Below are 19,894 nucleotides of genomic sequence, written 5' to 3'. Positions count from 1 at the left end.
TTAGCACTCCTCAAGTATGCGCGTCATGCCGCTCAGATCAAAACGATCGAGGCATGTAAACAATTTTCCGGCCAAATCGGCAGTTTCGGGCTGGGCCGCCAATTGGCGGATTTCCTGCTCAAGGCCCCGCACATAACCTATTCTGAGCAATTCGCGAAGCCTTGCCGTGCGGTCCGCGACCTCGGTTGTACCCAAATCCGACGGCTTTTTCTCCTCGCTTGCCGAAAACAACGGCAAAGGCGCGCGCACCGGTTCGGATTCGACCCCCCATGCCAGATCGAGCAGCCCCCCGATCGTCTCGATCAGCTGATTGAAGGCGACAGGCTTAACCAGGAATTGATCATGCACGGGCTTGCGCGTTTCGGGGCGATGGAATTCGCCCGCATTGGCCGAAAGCATCAGGATGCGAATATCATCGCCAAAGCGGTCGCGGATATGCTGGGCCGTGGTCCATCCATCGATGCCGGGCAGCGAAATGTCCAGGATCGCCAGATCAAAGGCGGGCGCGCTTTCGCTTTCCACCAGCGCGACGGCGGTTTCGCCATTGGGCGCGGCCTGCACCACAAAGCCCAGCGAGGTGAGCAGTTCGGTCAGGAACTTGCGCTGTTCGGCATCGTCATCACAGATCAGCACATGGCGCCGACGGCCCAGATAACCGCTGACCTCGCGCTTTTTCGCAGGCTGGCTGGTGGTCTGCGCCACCTCGCCCAGCATGATGGTCAGGCGGAAGCAGGTGCCCTCGTCCGACGTCCCGGCCAATTCGAGCTGGCCGCCCAGAATGCCCATGATCGCCCGCGCAATCGCCAGCCCCAGCCCCACGCCGGGCCGCGAATGCAGCGCATCATTGCCGCCCCGGTCAAAGGGTTCAAAGATCGCGCGCTGATCTTCCTCGCGGATCCCGGGCCCGGTGTCGCGCACCTCAAAGGTCGCCACCTGCCCCGAATAACGCAGGAACAGCGTGACCGATCCGTGATCGGTGTATTTGACGGCATTGAGCAGCAGATTGAGCAGAACCTGCTTCAACCGGCTCTGATCCATCCGCACGACGGCGGGCAGACGCCCTTTGGTCTCGTAATGGAACTCCAGCCCCTTGGCGCTGGCCGCCGGACGCACCATGCGGATCAGTTGCTCTATGAACTGATCCAGCCGCACCGGCTCGGGCTTGACCCGGATCACCCCCACCTCAACCTGCGAAATGTCGAGCAAGGCTTCGACAAGGCTGGTGATATGTTCGGAACAGCGACGGATGACGGTGGCCGCCTCCTGCGCACCCGCGCCGTCGTTGCGCTCGACCAATTGGGCATAGCCATAGATCGCGTTCAGGGGCGAGCGGATCTCGTGGCTGACATTGGCCAAGTAGCGGCTCTTGGCCTCGTTGGCGGTTTCGGCGGCCTGCCGCGCCTTGACATGCTCATGAATGGTCGATGCGGCCATGCGCCAGCTGGCGTGGCACGCCTGCCACCGGCGGAATGTATAAAGCCCCAGCCCCGCCAACGCGGGCATGGCCGCCAATGTGACGCCATGGGCCAGATCGAGAGGGCTGCGCAAAAGATCAAGGCCCGACACCGCCTCGACCACCAGAGCCCCCATCAACCCTGCGCCCAACAGCCGCCTTGCGCCGATTTCGGCCGTATCGAGATGGTCGGAGGCGTCGCTCTCAAGCTCGGTGGCGGCCGCAGCCTTGGGATAATGGGGCATGATCAGGCGATGCCCTCCCAACGCAGGGCGCAAGAACAGACCCCTGAAATCAGGATGCCGCCCAAGGGCAGCAAGGCCATCACGGCCCGCCCGCACTCAATTCGACCCATTTACAACCCTGCCTTGCGCTTATCTTTCTATGTAACCTTATGTTGCATTTTGGAAACTGACTGGCAAGGGTTCATCGGGTCAAAGCGGGGCCGCAACCGCCGCCAAACGTGACTTTTGGCCATCGCGCGCCACGATCATCGCCAGCGCCGCCACCAACCCGAAAACGCCCGCCACCATAAAGGCGGGGGAATAGCTGCCCCATTCCTGACGCACCAGCCCGCCGCCAAAGGCCGCCACCGCCGCGCCCACCTGATGGCCCACCGCCACCCAGCCGAACACCACCGGCGCCTCGCCCTCGCCAAAGCTGCGATTGGCGATGGCGAGCGTTGGCGGCACCGTGGCGATCCAGTCCAGCCCATAGAAGATCGCAAAGGCCCCCAGCGAGACCGGCCCGAAATCCATGAAAGGCAGAGCGATAAGCGACAACCCGCGCAGGCCGTAATAGACCGCCAGCAGATAGCGCGGATTATGCCGGTCGGTCAGCCAGCCCGATGCGGTCGTCCCCACCAGATCGAACAGGCCCATCAGTGAGAGCAGCCCCGCCGCCGCCACGGGCGCAATGCCGTGATCGCCGCAAAACGCGATCAGATGCGTCCCCACCAGCCCGTTGGTAGTCAGGCCGCAGACAAAAAACGTGCCGAACAGCAGCCAGAACGTGCCATTGCCGCGCACCTTCCACAGGATCTGGAGCGCAAAGAGCGGGCTGCCGCTCTGCTTGCGCGGCGGATTGGCGCCCGGCTCCTCGCCAAAGCGGCCCACGCCCGCGCTGACCGGGCTTTCGGGCACCAGCCATGCCACCAGCGGCACCAGCGCCAAACAGGCAATGCCCACCGTGCGCACCACGCCCACCCATGCCCCGCCCTGCGTCAACCACGCGAGGAAAGGCAGAAAGATCAGCGATCCTGTGGCCGTACTGGCGGCAAAGATGCCCATGACCAGCCCCTGATTGCGCGCGAACCAGCGGTTGACAATGGTCGCGCCCAGCACGCTGGCCACCATGCCCGTGCCAAGCCCGGAGACCACGCCCCATGTCGCGGTGAATTGCCATGCTTGCGTCATATACTGGCTGGCCAGCGCCGAGGCGCCCATCAGCGCAAGGCCCACCATCATCACCCGCCGCACGCCCACGCTCATCATCAGCGCGGCGGCAAAGGGCCCGACCAGACCATAGAGAAAGATACCCAGCGCGGCGGTGGCCGAAATGCTGGCCCGGTCCCAGCCGAAATGGAGTTGCAGCGGCACGATCATCACGCTGGGCGCGGAACGCACGCCTGCAGAAACCAGCAGCGCAAGGAAGGTGATCGCCGCCACCAGAAAGGCGGGGTGGAAACGGCGGCTCATGCCCGCGCCTCCCGGCCCGCGTTTTGGCCGAGGCTGATAATCGTCCCGCTCATCTCCATCAGACGGGCCCAACCCTCGCCGCCCAGCCGATCATGGATCTGCGCCTGCAATTCCTCCCAGTCCGGCTCGGCGGCGCGCAGCATGGTCCGGCCCGCATCGGTGATCTGCGCCAGTCGCGCCTTTCCGGAACCATCGGTGATGCTCACCCATCCCGCCTCCTCGATCGCGCGGATCGTGCGATAGAGCGAGGTGCGGTCCATCACCAAAAGCGTGGCCAGTTGATTGAGCACAATCGCCCCTGCCCGCTCGATATTGCGCATCAGGGCAAATTGCGTGGTGGTGATGCCATGGGGCGCTAGCGCCGCGTCATAGAGCCGGTCGAGCGTGCGGGTCGCCTTGCGCAGGCTGGTGCAGGCGCAGGGGGCATTGGCGAGAGATTCATGATGCATATACATCATATCCCCCGTCAATGCGATCTTGTCAACCGCGCCTTATTTAACCGTCCCCTATTTAACTGTCGTTGCCGCCAGAGGATCAATGCGGATCGCGGCCATCGCCGCATGGTCCTCGGGCAAGGGCTTTGCCCCCGCCGGATGGCCATTGATCTTCAAAAGATAAGCCACCAGCCGCCCATTATCCTTGGGCTCCAGCGTACCGGGCGCGAATTGCGGCATGGCGCGCGCCAGATAGTCCGACAGCGCCGCCACCGATTCCCGCCCCCAATTGGCCATGAACTTGCCCTTGAGCGCGGGCACTTCCCATGTCCCCTCGGCCTGCTTGCCGTGACACATGGCGCAGCGCTCGGCAAAGACCCCTGCGCCCTCGGCGGCCTGCGCCTCGGTGTAAACGCCATTGGCCGTGCCGGCCTTCACCGGCATGGCCACCAGAGCCAAAGCCCCGGCCAACATCCACGTCCGCCCGCCCATCACGCAATCCCCTTCATGCCCGCCATGATCGGCTCGACAATCTTCATCACCTCAAGGATCGGCGCCGGATCGGGCAATTCCATACTGTCGCCCACGCCGAACATTTCGCCCAGATCCATGGGGTTGTTCATCACCACGATGCCGTCATTCTTGGCCATCAGCGAGGCGTTTTTATAGCGCAGCGAATAGGATGCGTCATGCTGGGGCACCAGCCATCCGGTCTGGCCGCGCACCGGGAACACGGTTTTGTCGCGCCACAGATCGCGCGCGGCATAGCCGGTGGCGTTGATGACCACCTTTTCCTTCAATTGCCCATATTGCGAGGGGTCGTTGAAATCGCGCATCACCATCAGCCCGCCGCGCTGATAAAACTCGGTCAGCAGATGATGGGCGTAGGAGGGGAAGTTGAAATGCATTTCCGAGGAGCGGCGCGTATAGGCCACCGGAAACGGATTTTCCGCCGAAGACAGCATCACCGGATCGGGCACCAGATCCTTGATGCGGTCCATGTAATGCGCCCATTCCGATTCCTGCAAAGGCAGCCCGCCCGGTTCCCACGCGCCCTTGATGGCCGGATCGGCATCGTGATGCTTTTTGACCGGCGGCGCGTCGGAGAGCGCGAAGGCATCCTGAAACACCACCGGATCGCCCGGCAGGCCCAGCATCGAACGGAAGCCCTTCCACGACAGGCGCGTCATCTGCTCCCACAGATCGCCAAAGCCCGCCCCGGCAGGCGCCGACAGGGCCACGCGCGAATCCGGCGTGAACGAGCCATGCGCGCGGAAGGATCGCGTCCGCTGGATCACATCGCGGGTATAGATCGTGACCTTCAAGCCAGCCCTTTGCGCCACAACCGCCGTGGTCAGGCCGATGATGCCGCAGCCCACCACCGCGATTTCCGAGGGCAGGACGGACAGAGCCTTGCCCACCGCCACCTCGGCGCTGCCCCAGGACAGCGACCAGCCCGAGCCGCCATGGCCGTAATTATGCACGACCAGCGTATCGCCGATCATCTGTGTGTCAAGGTTTGGCCCCGCCGCGCGCACCGGGCGGATGCAGCATTTCATGTCGATCAGTTGATCAGGCGTCACCCGCATCGGCGTCAGGTATGGCCGCCGGGGCGCAGGACCGGCAGAAGCCACCGTGCCAGCGCCGGTGCAGGCCGACAAGGCCCCCACCGCACCCAGCGCCGCGCCCCCGCGCAGCATTTGCCGCCGCGCAAGACCTCCTTGCGGATACCAGTTCTGGCTGCTCATCATGATCTCCCCTTGGCGGCGCGAAGCTGCAAGGAGGGCACTCTAATGGGAATGGCGCGAATTGCGTATAGTTTGTTCTATTCCATACTCTTGCCGGAAACAAAGGCGCGCACGAGCGGATGATCGGCATCATCAAGTTCGCCGGGCAGCCCACGCCACACGATCCGCCCATTGTCCAGCATCGCCAATTCGTCGGCAATCGTGCGCGCCGAGGCCATGTCATGCGTGATCGAAACAGCGGTACAGCCCAGCGATGTCACGCGGTCGCGGATCAGCTCGTTGATCGCGCCCGCCGTGATCGGATCAAGGCCGGTGGTGGGTTCGTCAAAGAAGAGCAGACTGGGCGTGCCGACAATGGCGCGGGCCAGTCCTGCGCGCTTCTGCATCCCGCCCGACAATTCCGAAGGATAGCGATCCGCCACTTCGGGCGCCAGCTTCACCAGCGAAAGCGCTTCGACCGCGCGCTCCCTCGCCTCGGCCCGGCCCACGCCATCGGCATTGATCAGGCGGAAGGCGACATTTTCCCAGACCGGCAGACTGTCAAACAGCGCCCCGCCCTGAAACAGCATGCCGATGCCGCGAAAGTTCGCGCGCCGCTCGGCCTCGCTTTGCCGCGTCACGTCCACGCCATCGAGCAGCACCTGCCCGGCATCCGGCTTCATCAGCCCCAGCGCCAGCTTGATCGTCACCGACTTGCCCTGGCCCGAGCGACCCAGCAGCGCCAGCGAGCGCCCCGGCGCCACCGCCAGATCCAGCCCGTCCAGCACGACCTGCGCGCCGAAACGCTTGGTGATGCCCGTCCATGCGATTTTAGCCGTTGTTGTCATGGGGGTCCGGGTCATTTGAGAGCAAACACCGAGGTCAAGAGATAGTCCGCCGCCAAAATCAGCACGGCGGCCGACACCATGGCCGACGTGGTGGCCCGGCCCACGCCGCGCGCCCCGCCCTTGGCATGATCGCCATGATAGCAGCCCATCAGGCCGATGATGAAACCGAACACCGCCGATTTGATCAGCCCCGATTCCACATCCCACGCGGTCAGAAAGTCGATCGTGTTGGTGATGTAGATGCTGGGCGCCAGATCGACCAGATAGTTCGATACCTGCATGCCCCCCGCCACGCCGATGATATCGGTGATGAGCGTGAGCAGCGGCAGGCTGAGCGTGGCCGCAATCAGGCGCGGCGCAATCAGATAGCGGCGCGGATCGGTGGAGAGGGTGACCATCGCATCAACCTGTTCGGTCGCGCGCATCGCCCCGATTTCCGAGGCCATGGCCGACGCCACCCGCCCGGCCAGCATCAGCGCGGCCAGCACCGGCCCCAGCTCACGCGTGATGCCCAGCGCCACGATTTGCGGCAGCACGGTTTCGGCGTTGAACCGATCCCCGCCCGAATAGATGTTGAGCGCCAGCGCCGCGCCGGTAAACCATGCCGTCAGCCCCACCACCGGCAGCGAGAGGAACCCCACGCTGGCGAATTGGCCAAGGATCTGGCGCGGATACCAAGGAGGCGAGAGGGCAGCGCCGATGCCGCGCGCGGCAAACAGCCCGACCCGGCCGATCGCGGCAATCCCCTCCAGAGTGGCGCGCCCAAGGGCCGCCACCGGGTTTGTGGAGAACAGCCCCATGGCTTACATCTCGGGCAGGTCGGAGGATGCCTTGGGGGCATTAGGGGCGGGGGCAACAGGCGCGGGCGCCTTGGCGGCGCTGTCAGCAGAAGAGGCAGCCGCGCCGCCCTGCGGACGGATGAATTGCCCGATCAGGCCGAACAGATCGACCGCGCCCTGGGTGTTGTTGATCTCGCCGCCCGGCTTGAGATCATCCTCGGCCCCGCCCGGCGTCAGCGCAATATGCGCGCCGCCCAGCAGGCCGTCGCTGGTGATCTTGGCCGTCGAGTCCGAAGGCAGCTTCACATCCTTGGTCAGCGTGAGATGCATGACGGCCAGATAGGTCTTGGGGTCGATGGTCACATCGCTGACCGACCCCACCTTGACCCCCGAAACGGTGACCTTGGCGCCCGGCTGAATGCCGCCGGCCTCGCCAAAGCGCGCGCTCACCTCATAGGTGCCGCTGCTGTGCTTCAGCCCGGAAACGCCCAGCGCATAGGTCAGCATCAAGGCGGCAAAGGCCAGCACGGCAAAGCCCATGATCGTTTCGGCCCAACTTGCCCTCATGCGTCTTTCCTACCTTTTTTCTGTGCTTACTTGCCGCTGCGCAGGATCTTGCCCGTGCCGCCGTCCTTGATCAACTGTGCGATCAGCACGTCGATCTTGCCGCCATTGTTGTCGATGGTCGAGACGAAATCCTGCTGCTGGGTAATGGCCAGCCAGACGCCCGAGACCTGAACGTCAACAACCTTCCAGCCCGAACCGTCATTGAGCACGCGCCAGACCAGATTGGTGGGCGCGCTCGACCGGCCCCCGGCCAGCTGCGTCGTGACCAGCACGTCGCCCGGCTTGCGCACCAGCGAGCCGAGCACCACGACCTTCTCGCCGTGATAATCATCGATCCGGCTCATATAGACGCCCTCGGCATAGGTGCGGAAGGCGGCGGCAAAGCGGTTATATTGATCGGGCGTCGCGCTGCGGGCATATTTGCCCAGCACAAAACGCGTCACCTTGGGCACATCGATCAGCCGGTTGATAAGGACGCGAAACGCCTCCTTCTTGCCCGCATCGCTCTTGCTCCGGTCGTTCAGCACGGCCAGCACTTCACGTGCGCCCTGCTGGACAAAGGCCTCGGCATTGGCATCGCGGGCGGATTGGGCAAGCGCCACAGGCGCGGCAACCGGCATCGCGGCGGCAACCACACCTGCCACGCCCAGCGCGAAAGACAGCTTAAGATCAGCGCGAAACATTGACAGCTCCATGACCAGCATCGGGGGGAAATACATTGGCTTGCCCGTCGCAGAACCCCTTGGCCGCGACGTCGGGTTTGGTCAATGGCCAAGCCCTGCGCCAATGCATGCGGAAAACACGCCGAATCAGAAATTCGACATTTTTGAAAGAACCGCCGGAGGAGATCCGGCGCCGTGAAAGATCAGCCGAATCAGAAATCCGGCAGTGCAGCTGCCTTACCCGTGGCGTCCTGAACAACGGCTGCACGCTGCTGGCTGTAGGCCGAGCGCGTGAAGGCATAGGGATCGGACGCCCCGTAAATGGCCGCCATCGTCCCGTCATTCTTTTCGCGCCAGTTGATCCCGGCCATCGCATAGCGCGCCGCGCCGCCCGGCGAGGTAAAGACGCCCCCGATCACAAAGCCCACCGGATCGGTGAACGTATCGACCAGCCGCCCAAACCCATCGCGCAGATTCGACGGGCCCAGAAAGGGCAGCATCACATAAGGCCCCGGCTTGGCGCCGTAACGGCCCAAGGTCTGGCCAAAATCGGCCGGACGCCGCCGCAATCCGCCCGCCGAGGCGACATCGAACAGGCCCGCGATGCCGATGGTGGAATTGATGGCAAAGCGCACCGTGGTCTTCAGCGCCCGCCCGATCTTGAGCTGGACCACCTGATTGATCGCGGTGCTCGGTTCATCCAGATTGAGGATCGCATTGTTGATCCCGGCGCGGAAAAACTGCGGCGTCACCGCGCGATAGCCATGGGCGACAGGGGCCAGCATCTTGCTTTCAAAGAAAAGATCGAAGGCGAAAAGGCTGCGGTTGCGCTTTTGCCAGGGATCGCGCAGCACGAAGGATTCGCTGGCAGGCGCAGTATCAACAGGGGCAGTATCAACAGGGGCAGTATCGGCAGGCGCCATCGCGGGCGTGGCGGCATCGGCGGGCGCAGGGTCGGCAGGCGCCGGATTGGCAGGCGCCGGATTCGCATTGGCCGGGGCGTTCTGCGCCTCGGCTGCGGCCGCTTCGGGGGCGCTGGGCGCGGCCTGCTGCGGCTCGCCCTCCAGCGGCAAGGCGGCAATATGGGGCGCATCATTGGCCCGCGCCAGCAACGACGCGCCCAACGACGCTGGCGCCGCCGCCGGAACAGAGGAAACGCTGGCCAGCAGCAGGGTAGACAGGGGCATCACGATCATATCCAAGCTTCCATCATTATGTCCGCCCGCAAGGCCGCCACCCCATGGCGCCCCCGCGTTTGAGCATCACCCGAATCCCCTTCCCTGCGCCAGAGCATTTTTCTGGCCGCAAAGCAATTCCTGCCAAAGATCATCCCTTGCCTTTGCTTGCGTCAAACTGCCCCCTTTTCCGCTTTGCGGCCCATGCTAATCATAACCCGCGCAGGCGCAGATGGGGGGCAAGGATGCGGTGGATTACAGGCGTACTGGCATGGACGGCCCTGGCCATGGCGTCCCCCGCTCTGGCCGCGCCGCACAAGATCACGATTACCCGCGACACCTGGGGCATTGCCCATATCCGCGGCGAAACCGATGCCGATGCGGTCTATGGCATGGTCTATGCTCAGGCGCAGGATGACTTCAACCGCATCGAGGTCAATTACCTGACCAACCTTGGCCGCATGGCCGAGGCGGAAGGCGAAAAGGCGATCTGGCAGGATCTGCGGCAAAGATTGTTCATCGACCCAGCGCGGCTCAAGGCCGATTATGCGCGCAGCCCTGCCTGGCTCAAGGCCATCATGGACGCATGGGCGGGCGGGCTCAACGCCTATCTGGCCGATCACCCACAGGTCAAACCCCGCGTGCTGACCCATTTCGAACCGTGGATGGCCTTGTCCTTTACCGAGGGCAGCATTGGCGGCGACATCGAAGGCATTCCCCTCACCCAACTTGAAGGCTTCTACACCCATCACAAGCTGGCCATGACGGGCGAGGAACGCGGCATCATATTTCGCGAACCACAGGGGTCGAACGGCTTTGCCATCGCCCCGTCCCACAGCGCCAGCGGCCATGCGCTGCTCTATATCAACCCGCACACCACCTTCTATTTCCGTTCCGAACTCCAGATGACCAGCGCACAGGGCCTCAATGCCTATGGCGCGGTCACATGGGGTCAGCCCTTTATCTATCAGGGCTTTAATCAACATGCCGGATGGATGCACACCTCCAGCGGGGTGGACAATGTGGACGAATATGCCGAAACCATCGTCGAAACGGCCAAGGGCAAGGCATATCAATACGGCGCGCAGACCCGCCCGTTGATTGTCCGCCCCGTCACCCTTTCCTATTGCCGCGCGGACGGCACGATGGCCCGGCGCACCTTTGAAACCTATGCCACCCACCATGGCCCGATCACCCGCGAGGAAGGCGGCAAATGGATCGCCACCGCCCTGATGAACCGGCCCGTGGCCGCGCTGGAGCAAAGTTTCCTGCGCACCAAGGCGCATGATCTGGCCGGTTTCCTGAAAATCGCTCGGCTCAAGGCCAACAGTTCGAATGATACGCTGTTTGCCGACAGCAAAGGCCATATCGCCTATCTCCACCCGCAATTCGTGCCGATCCGCGATCAGCGGTTCGACTGGCGCGCGCCGGTCGATGGCGCTGATCCGCGCACCGACTGGATGGGGCTGCACCCGCTATCGGAATTGCCGCAGGTGATCGATCCGAAGAACGGCTGGGCCTATAACACCAACAATGCGCCATGGAGCGCGGCGGGGGCGGATTCGCCGCGCAAGGGCGCCTATCCGGCTTATATGGACGAGGTGGGCGCCAACCCGCGCGGGCCTCATGCCGAGCGCGTTCTGGCCGCCACGCCGCGCTTCACGCTTGATGGGCTGATTGCGGCGGGGCATGACACGTGGTTGCCCGCCTTTGATCGCCTGCTGCCGCGCCTGTTTGCCGCCGACGCCGCCGCGCCATCCCCGGCGCGGGCCGAGGCCATCGCCCTGCTCAAAGGCTGGGACCATCGCACATCGACCGCCTCGACCGCCGAAACGCTGGCGATTGTCTGGGGCGAAAACCTGTGGACCAAGGGGGCCGAGAGCGCCAAGGCGCAGCGCATGACCCTGTGGGACTGGATGGACGAACAGGCCACCAATGAGCAGCGCCTTGCCGCGCTGGACGAGGCGATGGCGCGTTTGACCAAGGACTTTGGCGACTGGCGCGTGCCATGGGGCGAACTCAACCGCTATCAACGGCTGACCGGGGCGATCACCCAGCCTTATGACGATGCGCAGCCCAGCCTGCCCGTGGCCTTCACCTCATCCCAGTGGGGCGCGCTGGCCGTGTCGAGCGGGCCGCGTGTGCCGGGGATGAAGCGCTATTACGGCAACCGGGGCAACAGCTTTGTCGCGGCGGTCGAATTCGGCCCGCGCGTCACCGCCCGCGCGATCAGCACCGGCGGCGCCAGCGGCGACCCGACATCCCCCCATTTCACCGATCAGGCGCAGCGCTATCTCTCCGGCGATCTGCGCCCGGTCTGGTTCTATCCCGCCGACATCAAGGCCCATGCCGAAAGCGTGAAAGTGCTGATTCGGCGCTAAACCGAAAGCGTTCCCAAGATGCCCCCATCCGCCGCCCAGCTCTGCGCGGTGACATGGCTGGCATCGTCAGACAGCAGGAACGCGGCGACCGCCGCCGCCTCATCGGCGGTGCCGATCCGGCCCTGGGGCACGCGGGCAGCCATGGCGGGGCGCTGCGCCTCGGGCACATCGGCCAGCATCGGCGTTTCGATGAAACCGGGCAGCAGGCAATTGCACCGCACGCCAAAGGGCGCGGCCTCCATTGCCACGGCGCGGGCGATGCCTTGGGCGGCATGTTTGCTGGCCACATAGGCGACATTGCCCGCCATGCCCCGCGCCGAGGCCAGCGACCCGGTGATCAGGATCGCGCCTCGCCGCCGCTCGATCATGCCGGGCAACACATGGGCAATCGCCCAGAACAGCGATGTGGTGTTCACCCGCATCACCTCGTCAAACATCGCATCGCCATAGGCCGAAACCGGCGCAAAGGCCCCGCCGGTGCCCGCATTCAAAAACAGCCCGTCGATCGGGCCGTTCTGCGCCGCCAGCGCATCAAGCGCGCCGATCAACTGCGCCTTGTCGCCCACATCGGCGGCGGCCCAGCCCGTATTCAGCGCCGCGCCCAGTTCGCGCAGCATCCCTTCGCGTCGCGCGATCAGGCCTGGCTTGCCGCCGCCCGCCGCGATGCGCTCGGCACTGGCGCGACCGATGCCGGTGCTAGCCCCGGTGATGACGATATGACGGCCTGCGAAATTCATGCGCTTCTCCCCTGATTTGGCTTTGCGCGGACTTTGTATCCATTCCTGACATAAATCCAGCTTTTCCAGCGGGACATGACTTGTGGGCATGACTTGGGCGAGACAAAAGGCTAACGTCGGCGCATAATAATGCAAACCATTGCAAGAGAGGCCTGATGACCCCCGCTGAGCTTTCCCCGCTGTTCTTTCTGGCCATGGCCTGCATTCTGGCTGCCTCACGCGTGGTGGGCTGGGCGGCCCGGCGCTTTCTGGGCCAGCCCCAGGTGGTTGGCGAAATGATCGCGGGCGTGCTGCTGGGGCCTTCGCTGCTGGGCTGGCTGGCGCCGGGGGTGGAGGCGATGCTGTTTCCCGCCGACCTCAAAAAACTGCTCTATGTCGGCGCGCAGCTTGGCGTGGGCCTCTACATGTTCCTGATCGGCCTGACCTTCAGCCGCGAGGAATTTCGCCATAATGCCGGACGGGCGGCGGCGGTCTCCATCGCCGGCATGGCGGCGCCCTTTCTGGCGGGGGCGGCAATGATCCCCTGGCTGATGCGCCAACCGGGGCTGTTCATGCCCCAGGTCGGCCCGGCCCAGGCCAGCCTGTTTCTGGGTGCCGCAATTGCCATCACGGCCTTTCCCATGCTGGCGCGGATCATCCATGAACAGGGTCTGGCCGGTACGCGGATGGGCACGCTCAGCCTGTCGGCCGGGGCGATCGGGGATGCGGGCGCATGGATCGTGGTGGCCCTCGTGCTGGCCAGCCTTGGCGCGGGATCGACCGTGGCGATCAAGGCGGCGGGCGGCGGGCTTACCTTTGCGCTGGTCATGGTGCTGATCGCGCCGCGCGTGCTGGCGCCGCTGGGCCGCCGGGCCGATATCCATGGCGTGGGCGAAGGCCTGCTGGCGCTGGTGCTGGGGCTTTTCCTGCTTTGCGCATGGGCGATGGATGCTTGCGGGATGCATGCGGTGTTCGGCGGATTTCTGCTGGGCACGGCCATGCCGCGCGGCAATCTGGTCGAAGGACTGCGCACGCGGCTCGAACCTTTTGCCACGACCTTTCTCCTGCCGATGTTCTTCACCTATTCCGGGTTGAACACCCGCATGCAGGTGCTGGGCAATCTCGATCTGGTGCTGGTGACTGTGGCCATTCTGGCGGCGGCCGTGCTGGCCAAAGGCGGGGCTTGCTACCTTGCCGCGCGCCTTTCGGGCGAGGACAACCGCAGCGCGCTGGGCATCGGCGCGCTGATGAATGCACGCGGCTTGATGGAGCTGATCATCATCAACATCGGGCTTCAGGCCGGGATCATCGGGCCGGGCCTGTTTGCAATTCTGGTGCTGATGGCGATCGTGACCACGCTGATGGCCTCGCCGTTGCTGGCGCTTTCGCGCCGGTTTGGTTGAGGCCATCGCGCATTTGGCAGGCGCCATCACGGCGGGTTGCAAAGATCGTGATCTTTGTCGTTTTTTGCCTTGCCAAGGCGCCAACCTGAAGCTAAACGCCCGCCTCACCGCTGGAGTGCCGCTTTAGCTCAGCCGGTAGAGCACATCATTCGTAATGATGGGGTCAGGTGTTCGAATCACCTAAGCGGCACCACTTTCGCTCCTATGACATCGCCCCATGCGCCAGACGCAGAAAAAAGGGGCGATCCCAAGGACCGCCCCCTTTCCATGGCCCGTATCAGACTCAGCGGGTTGCGCCGCTGAGCTGACCCTGCGCGGCGCTCTCGATCTGCTGGCCGTTCATGGTTGAGACAAGGCTCTTGCCATTGCCGCTGGCGGCAAAATTGCCGGCGGGCAGCGTGACATCGCTGTTGCGGGCGCGCATCACAACGCTCTGCACCCGACCGTTGCTGTCGGCCACCACCTGACGCACCTTGCCCAGACGCGAGCCGTCGGGGGCAGTGATCATCATGCCGGGCTTGACGGCGGCGCTGCCTGCAACCTGCGAGGCGGCGCTGCCCGCCAGCGCCAGATTGCTGCTGCCCAGCGAACCGGCGGTCGAGAGCGAGTTTTGTGCGCTGCCCTGCGCGGCGGCGCTCAGGCTATTGGCGCGCCCTGCCGCATTGGCGGCCACATTGCCGACGGTTTCCCGGCCACGCGCGGCGGCGTTGGTGGCCGTCATATTGGCCCGCGAAACCGCGCCCGAGGCCGCAGAGTGCGCATCGCCCACCGCCCCATTGGCCCGCGAGGCGGCGGCGCGGGCGCCGTTGGCCACCTGATCGGTGCCGATCAGTTGCGCATTCGCGCTGCCGCTGCCCGTGGCCGAACCGCTGGCAGAAAGAGCGCCATCAACGCTGCGGGCACCGGTGGCCGGGGTGTTGGCCGTGGCCGCAGAGGTCAGGTTGGCCGCGCCATTGCCGGTCACGCTGCGGTTGGCCGCAACCTGGCCGTTGCGGGCGTTGACATGCTGGCTGCCGGTGGTGTTGCCGCTGGCCGAGGCCGCGGTGCGGGTGGTGGTTTCAACCTGCGATGTGGCCGAACCGATGGTGCCCATCGATCCCATACCGCCCATCGATCCGGCGCCGCCGATCGCGCCGCCCAGACCGCCCCCGACCGCGCCCCCCAGGCCGCCGCCACCGCCCAGCAACTGGGCATGAGCAGGCACCGAGGCAAGGCTGAGAACCAGAGCAGCGAAGGTAAGGCTGGAAATGCGGGTCATGTCGTGTCTCCTTCAAAATGTTGTTGGGAACCACGTCCTGGGGTTCTGATGGGTTAACGTCTGGCCGCGTCACTTTCTTCCATGGAAAAATGCGTGATGATAAAAAAATCCCCGCAGAAAGGGATGAACCTTCCTGCGGGGACCCTGCCGCCTGCCGTTGGTAGCCGTTAATCAGGCGGCATAGGGGGTAAGGACAATTTCGACGCGGCGATTGGCGGCGCGCCCACTGATGGTGGCGTTCGAGGCAATCGGCTCGGTCTTGCCAAAGCCCTGCACCCGCATCCTTGCGCCATTGACGCTGCGCCCGGCCAGATAATCGGCCACCGCATCGGCGCGCTGCTCCGAAAGGCGCTGGTTATAGGCATAGGAGCCGATCGCATCGGTATGGCCGTTCACATCGACATAGGTCGCCGGATACTGGCCCAGCGTGCGCGACACAGCATTGAGAACACCGTAAAAGCGCGGCTGGATGTCATGCTTGTCAAAGGCAAAGGTCACGTCGGCGGGCATTTCCAGCACGATCTGATTGTTGCGCTTGATCACCTCGACCCCGGTGCCGCGCAGGTCGTTTTGCAGCACAACATATTGGCGGTCGATATAGGCGGGCGCCTGCGCATAGGGAATGGGCACGATACCGGCATTGACGATGGCCACGCGGCGCACCGCCACATCGGGAATAGCCGGAACGGCAACCACTGTGCTGACCCGGCTGACCACCGGCACGACAGGCAGGGGCGCGCGCACCGCCGGGGCCTCCACACTTTGGACCACCGATCCGCCCGCCCCCAACGAGCCGCCCAGCGCGCCGCCAAGCAACTGGGCATGAACCGGGGCGGCCAGAGCCAGCGTCATGGTGGCAATAGCGGCGATGTTGAAAGTCTTGCTCATGATCTGTCTCCTTCATCTGTGCCAGCCCGTGGAAAGAAAGCGTTGCGACTGGCTATGATGAGGAAACGATGGGGCGCGGGGTTTTCTTCCCCGGCCCGCGCCGTTTTATTTCAGATTCCCTTGCGGCAGGCGTTGCACACAATGCCTCGCCCGGTGCGTGCGCCCGCGCCCACCGCCTCGCGGTCCAGCGCCGCCAGAGCGGCCGCCGGATAAGCCGCCAGACGCGCGGCCACCAGCGGCGCGGCAAACGAGGTGCCCCGCAAGGCCACCCGCCCGGACAGGCCCACGGCGGTCATATCGGCGCCGGGCGCGGCATAATCGAGATGGCTGGCCCGCCCCGCCTCGAACAGGACGCGCCCCTTGCCATCCACCCCGGTCACGGCCACCACGCCGCGATAAGAGGCCGGATAGGACAGAGGCGAGGCCGCCCCGTCATTGCCAACGGCGGCCACCACGAACATGCCCCGCGCCTGCGCCGCGGCCACGGCGCGCTCCAGCAAGGGGTTGGCCGGGCCGACCAGGCTGATCGAGACGACCGGCACGCGCTGGGCCGCCATCCAGCCCAGCGCCTTGGCGATGGCCAGCGCATTGCCGCCCGCCGGGTCTGCGCCGTAAACATCGGCGGCAAACACATGCGCCACCCCCGCCCCGCCCAGCAGCGAGAGGATGGACTGGGCATGCTGATTGGGGCGCGGGGCGCCGGTGGCGAAACCGGCCTGCGCCGACAGGCGGGCATCGGGCCGCACGCCCCCGTCGATGAGGCCAACCGTGCCGCCGCGCGGCGAGGGCATGGCGGAGGAGCCAGCCGTAGGCCCCGTCTGGCCGCCGGGGAAATGGATCTGATCGGCCGTCACCGTCTTGGCGGGCAGCAGCTTTTGCAAGGCGCGCGTGGCATCGGGCAAGGACAGACCAGCGGGCGTTTCCAGCCGGGCAAAGCCCACGCCCAGCCCGTCGAGATCACCCCGCTCCATCACGCGATAGCCCGATTTTTCCGCCAGCATAAGCGCGGCCGGATCGGGATCGAGCAGCAGCAGCTCATGCGCACGGGCGGGCGCCCCATTGGCGTCCATCGCCACCGTATTGCGATTGCGGCGCACGAAATCATCGAGCCGCTGCAACCGCAGATCGGCCAGCGCGGCGACATCCTGAAGCGGGCGCGCCACCATTGCGGCGGCCCCTTCCCCCGCCGCATCCAGCGTGCCGCGCAGCCGGTCCATCGCCCCGCCGACCGAGGGCAGTCCAAGCTGGGCCAGCGCAGGTCCCGCCGCCCCCGTCAGCAGCGCGGCAAGGATCCCCAGACTGATAAGCCGCTGTCGCACTCTCTTGCCCTTTGTTCAAAAAAATCGCACCAACGCGGAAGAAACGAGCGTGGTCGTCCGTTTCATCCATGACAAGGTGCAAATCATTGCCAACGGCTCAATTCAGTGAAGGACTGGTCAGGCTTTTGCCGCAGATGCGGCGGTTTGCCCGCGGTCTGACGCGCAATGGGGCCGATGGCGACGATCTGTGCCAGATGACCATCGAACGCGCGCTCAAGTCCTCGCATCTGTGGGCCGAGGGCACGCGGCTGGATTCATGGGTGTATCGGATCATGCGCAACATCTGGATCGACGAGGCCCGCGCCCGCAACCGCGCCGGCCAGACCTTCGCCCCCGAAGAGGACGGCGAGCATGTGGGCATGGCGGGCGATGGGGCAATCGAGGCCCATGTCGAACTGGGCAATGTGGAGCGCGCGATGGCGCAATTGCCCGATGAACAGCGCGAGGCGGTGATGCTCGTGCTGGTCGAGGGCTTTGCCTATAAGGAGGCCGCCGAGATCATCGGTTGTCCGATGGGAACGCTTACCTCGCGTCTGGCGCGGGGCCGCGAGGCGCTCATGCGCGCGTTAGGAGAACAATCATGAGCATCAGCCGCGAAGAGATCATGGCCTATGTCGATGGCGAGTTGGACGAGGCGGCCCGCGCCAAGGTGACGCTGGCGGCGCTGAGCGATCTTGATCTGGCCGAGGCGATCGAGCGGGAACGGGCGCTGCGCGAGCGGTTGCAGGGCCATTTTGCCGCCGTGACGCAGGAGCCGTTGCCGCCCGCGTGGGAGGCGATGATCCGCGAGGCCGCCGCCCCGGTTTCCGCACCCGCCCCCGTCATCGACCTTGCGCAGGTGCGCCGCAAAAAGGCCGAGGAAGCCAGGGCCGCCCAGCCCCGCGTGCCGCTTTCACAGCGCAAATGGTTTGGCGGGGCGATTGCCGCCGCGCTGGTCATGGGCCTGTTCCTTGGCGGGCAGATGATGCGCAGCGAAGGGCCGATCACGGCCAAAGGCGGCGCGCTGCTGGCCTCGGGCGATCTGGCCCATGCGCTGGACCGCGAACTGGCCGCCAATGACGGCCCCACCCGGATGATCGCCACCTTTCGCCGGGGCGACGGGGCGGTGTGCCGCGCCTTTTCCGGCGCTGCGGCCTCGGGGGTGGCCTGCCATGGCAAGGATGGCTGGCGGCTTGAACATGTGATGCCCGGATCGGCGGCACAGGACGCGCCATATCGTCAGGCCGGGTCGGCCGACGGCGCCGTCATGGCCATTGCGCAGGATATGGCCGTGGGCGAACCGATGGACGCGGCACAGGAAAAGGCCGCGCGCGACAAGGGCTGGCGCTGAATTGTCCACCGCTGGTATTTTTGAGCGGAAAAACAGGTTGTCATCCGGCGCGCGGGTTCTAGTCTGGTCATGAGAGCGGTAACATAAAGAGCGCCATGAGCGGGGGCACCCATCGCTCATCCGGCGCGGGCAGAGGATAATCGTGACCACCATCAAGGATGTGGCCGAGCGCGCGGGCGTTTCGATCAAGACCGTTTCGCGCGTTTTGAACAACGAACCGCATGTGCGGGCGCAGGTCAAGGAACGCGTCCATGCTGCCGCCCGCGACCTGGATTACAAGCCCAATCGCGCCGCCAGCCGCCTTGCGGGCGGGCGCTCCTTCCTGATCGCCCATCTCTACGACAATCCCAACCCCAGCTATATTGCCGCGCTGCATGATGGCGCGGCGCGGCGATGCCGGGAATTGGGCTATCATCTGGTGGTCGAACCGGTGAACAGTCAGGACAAGGATCTGGTCGCTCTGGTCGAGCGGCTGTTTGCCACGATTGCTCCCGATGGCATTTTGCTCAGCCCGCCGCTGTCCGAAAACACCGAATTTGTGGCCGCTGTGCGCAAACTGGGCGGGCGCCTCGCGCTGATCTCGGCGGCGCAGGGCGAGGAATTGGCCCATATTTCGACCGACGAACGCGGGGCCAGCAGGGCGATCATGGCGCATCTGCTGGGCCTGGGCCATCGCCGCATCGGCTTTGTGCGCGGCCACCCGCAACATCTGGGCGCGACTCTGCGCTATGAAGGCTATTGTCAGGCGCTGGCCGAAGCCGGGCTGGCGCTGGACCCGGCGCTGGTTGCTCAGGGCTTTTTCGACCTGCAATCGGGGCTGGAGGCCACCCGCACCCTGCTCGCCCTGCCCCGGCGACCCACGGCAATCTTTGCCTCCAATGACGAAATGGCGGTGGGCGCGCTGATGGCCGCGCGCGAGGCGGGGCTGAAGGTGCCGGACGATCTTTCGGTCATCGGCTTTGACGATACGCCGATGAGCCGCCTGATTTCGCCCGCGCTGACCACGGTGCGCCAGCCGCTGGAGGCGATGGGCGCGGCGGGGGTGGAATGCATCGTTGCGCCCGACAAGGCGCCGCGCGGATTGCTGGATTTCGAGATCATTCTGCGCGACTCCTGCGCGCCGCCAAGGGGGTAGGGAGAGTTGCCTCCGGCGGGCAAAGGGCGGGGGCCCTTTGCAATCCCGTTATTTGGGGTTGGGTTCGACGGTGGGGGCATTTTGTGATGATGGATAGCCGCTGCGCGGCGGGGGGTGGACTT

The 19,894-nt window shown here is 65.1% G+C and carries 19 protein-coding genes and 1 tRNA gene; 6 read left to right on the top strand and 14 right to left on the bottom strand.

Annotation, left to right across the window (positions count from 1 at the left end):
• The 10 genes from PQ467_RS04090 to PQ467_RS04045 all read right to left on the bottom strand — a co-directional run bounded on the left by PQ467_RS04090 (position 1) and on the right by PQ467_RS04045 (position 9,363).
• A complete protein-coding gene (locus PQ467_RS04090; protein WP_274175279.1) occupies positions 1–1,698 on the bottom strand; it encodes a hybrid sensor histidine kinase/response regulator in 1,698 nt (565 codons plus the stop codon).
• Between the two features lie 189 nt (positions 1,699–1,887).
• Entirely contained in the window at positions 1,888–3,150 is a 1,263-nt protein-coding gene (locus PQ467_RS04085; RefSeq protein ID WP_274175278.1) for an MFS transporter, read from the bottom strand.
• Complete coding sequence (locus PQ467_RS04080; RefSeq protein ID WP_274175277.1) at positions 3,147–3,599, bottom strand: MarR family winged helix-turn-helix transcriptional regulator; 453 nt, start codon at positions 3,597–3,599, stop codon at positions 3,147–3,149. The genes PQ467_RS04085 and PQ467_RS04080 overlap by 4 nt, the downstream gene beginning before the upstream one ends.
• Positions 3,600–3,656: 57 nt before the next feature.
• Entirely contained in the window at positions 3,657–4,076 is a 420-nt protein-coding gene (locus PQ467_RS04075; protein WP_274175276.1) for a c-type cytochrome, read from the bottom strand.
• A complete protein-coding gene (locus PQ467_RS04070; protein ID WP_274175275.1) occupies positions 4,076–5,335 on the bottom strand; it encodes an FAD-dependent oxidoreductase in 1,260 nt (419 codons plus the stop codon). The genes PQ467_RS04075 and PQ467_RS04070 overlap by 1 nt, the downstream gene beginning before the upstream one ends.
• A 74-nt stretch (positions 5,336–5,409) precedes the next feature.
• Positions 5,410–6,159, bottom strand: a complete 750-nt coding sequence (locus PQ467_RS04065) for an ABC transporter ATP-binding protein (RefSeq protein ID WP_274175274.1) — start codon at positions 6,157–6,159, stop codon at positions 5,410–5,412.
• 11 nt (positions 6,160–6,170) lie between these two features.
• Positions 6,171–6,959 (bottom strand): MlaE family ABC transporter permease, encoded by a 789-nt coding sequence (locus PQ467_RS04060; protein WP_274175273.1) that lies wholly within the window; start codon positions 6,957–6,959, stop codon positions 6,171–6,173.
• Between the two features lie 3 nt (positions 6,960–6,962).
• Positions 6,963–7,505 (bottom strand): outer membrane lipid asymmetry maintenance protein MlaD, encoded by a 543-nt coding sequence (gene mlaD / locus PQ467_RS04055; RefSeq protein WP_274175272.1) that lies wholly within the window; start codon positions 7,503–7,505, stop codon positions 6,963–6,965.
• Between the two features lie 26 nt (positions 7,506–7,531).
• Positions 7,532–8,188, bottom strand: a complete 657-nt coding sequence (locus PQ467_RS04050; RefSeq protein WP_274175271.1) for an MlaC/ttg2D family ABC transporter substrate-binding protein — start codon at positions 8,186–8,188, stop codon at positions 7,532–7,534.
• A gap of 191 nt (positions 8,189–8,379) precedes the next feature.
• Entirely contained in the window at positions 8,380–9,363 is a 984-nt protein-coding gene (locus PQ467_RS04045) for an MlaA family lipoprotein (protein ID WP_274175270.1), read from the bottom strand.
• 224 nt (positions 9,364–9,587) lie between these two features.
• Between PQ467_RS04045 and PQ467_RS04040 the strand changes: the two genes are divergently transcribed.
• On the top strand, positions 9,588–11,723 hold the full coding sequence (locus tag PQ467_RS04040; protein WP_443192975.1) for a penicillin acylase family protein: 2,136 nt from the start codon (positions 9,588–9,590) through the stop codon (positions 11,721–11,723).
• Here PQ467_RS04040 and PQ467_RS04035 read toward each other — a convergent pair.
• Positions 11,720–12,460 carry an SDR family NAD(P)-dependent oxidoreductase gene (locus tag PQ467_RS04035; RefSeq protein ID WP_274175269.1) on the bottom strand — a complete coding sequence of 247 codons (741 nt, stop codon included), beginning with the start codon at positions 12,458–12,460 and terminating at the stop codon, positions 11,720–11,722. The genes PQ467_RS04040 and PQ467_RS04035 overlap by 4 nt on opposite strands.
• A 155-nt stretch (positions 12,461–12,615) precedes the next feature.
• Here PQ467_RS04035 and PQ467_RS04030 point away from each other — a divergent pair, with 155 nt between their 5' ends.
• Both PQ467_RS04030 and PQ467_RS04025 read left to right on the top strand, forming a co-directional pair.
• Positions 12,616–13,842: a cation:proton antiporter gene (locus PQ467_RS04030; RefSeq protein ID WP_274175268.1), complete on the top strand. Its 1,227-nt coding sequence runs from the start codon at positions 12,616–12,618 to the stop codon at positions 13,840–13,842.
• A gap of 117 nt (positions 13,843–13,959) precedes the next feature.
• Positions 13,960–14,035, top strand: a tRNA-Thr gene (locus tag PQ467_RS04025).
• A 90-nt stretch (positions 14,036–14,125) separates the two neighbouring features.
• Here PQ467_RS04025 and PQ467_RS04020 read toward each other — a convergent pair.
• The 3 genes from PQ467_RS04020 to PQ467_RS04010 all read right to left on the bottom strand — a co-directional run bounded on the left by PQ467_RS04020 (position 14,126) and on the right by PQ467_RS04010 (position 17,307).
• Positions 14,126–15,100, bottom strand: a complete 975-nt coding sequence (locus PQ467_RS04020) for a hypothetical protein (RefSeq protein WP_274175267.1) — start codon at positions 15,098–15,100, stop codon at positions 14,126–14,128.
• Between the two features lie 171 nt (positions 15,101–15,271).
• Positions 15,272–15,988 (bottom strand): OmpA family protein, encoded by a 717-nt coding sequence (locus PQ467_RS04015; protein ID WP_274175266.1) that lies wholly within the window; start codon positions 15,986–15,988, stop codon positions 15,272–15,274.
• Positions 15,989–16,098: 110 nt separating this feature from the next.
• Positions 16,099–17,307, bottom strand: coding sequence for a S8 family serine peptidase (locus tag PQ467_RS04010; RefSeq protein WP_274175265.1), 1,209 nt, complete (start codon positions 17,305–17,307; stop codon positions 16,099–16,101).
• 134 nt (positions 17,308–17,441) lie between these two features.
• Here PQ467_RS04010 and PQ467_RS04005 point away from each other — a divergent pair, with 134 nt between their 5' ends.
• The 3 genes from PQ467_RS04005 (at position 17,442) to PQ467_RS03995 (ending at position 19,772) form a co-directional block, all read left to right on the top strand.
• The gene (locus PQ467_RS04005; protein ID WP_274175264.1) at positions 17,442–17,891 is read left to right on the top strand and encodes an RNA polymerase sigma factor; all 450 of its coding nucleotides are present in this window, start codon (positions 17,442–17,444) and stop codon (positions 17,889–17,891) included.
• Entirely contained in the window at positions 17,888–18,637 is a 750-nt protein-coding gene (locus PQ467_RS04000; RefSeq protein ID WP_274175263.1) for an anti-sigma factor, read from the top strand. Before PQ467_RS04005 ends, PQ467_RS04000 begins: the two co-directional genes overlap by 4 nt.
• Before the next feature lie 142 nt (positions 18,638–18,779).
• Positions 18,780–19,772: a LacI family DNA-binding transcriptional regulator gene (locus PQ467_RS03995; RefSeq protein ID WP_274175262.1), complete on the top strand. Its 993-nt coding sequence runs from the start codon at positions 18,780–18,782 to the stop codon at positions 19,770–19,772.
• Positions 19,773–19,894: the final 122 nt, after the last annotated feature.

Origin of the sequence: Novosphingobium sp. KACC 22771 (genome assembly GCF_028736195.1) — a bacterium.
Lineage (GTDB): Bacteria > Pseudomonadota > Alphaproteobacteria > Sphingomonadales > Sphingomonadaceae > Novosphingobium.
This window is presented reverse-complemented; position numbering and strand designations above follow the sequence as displayed.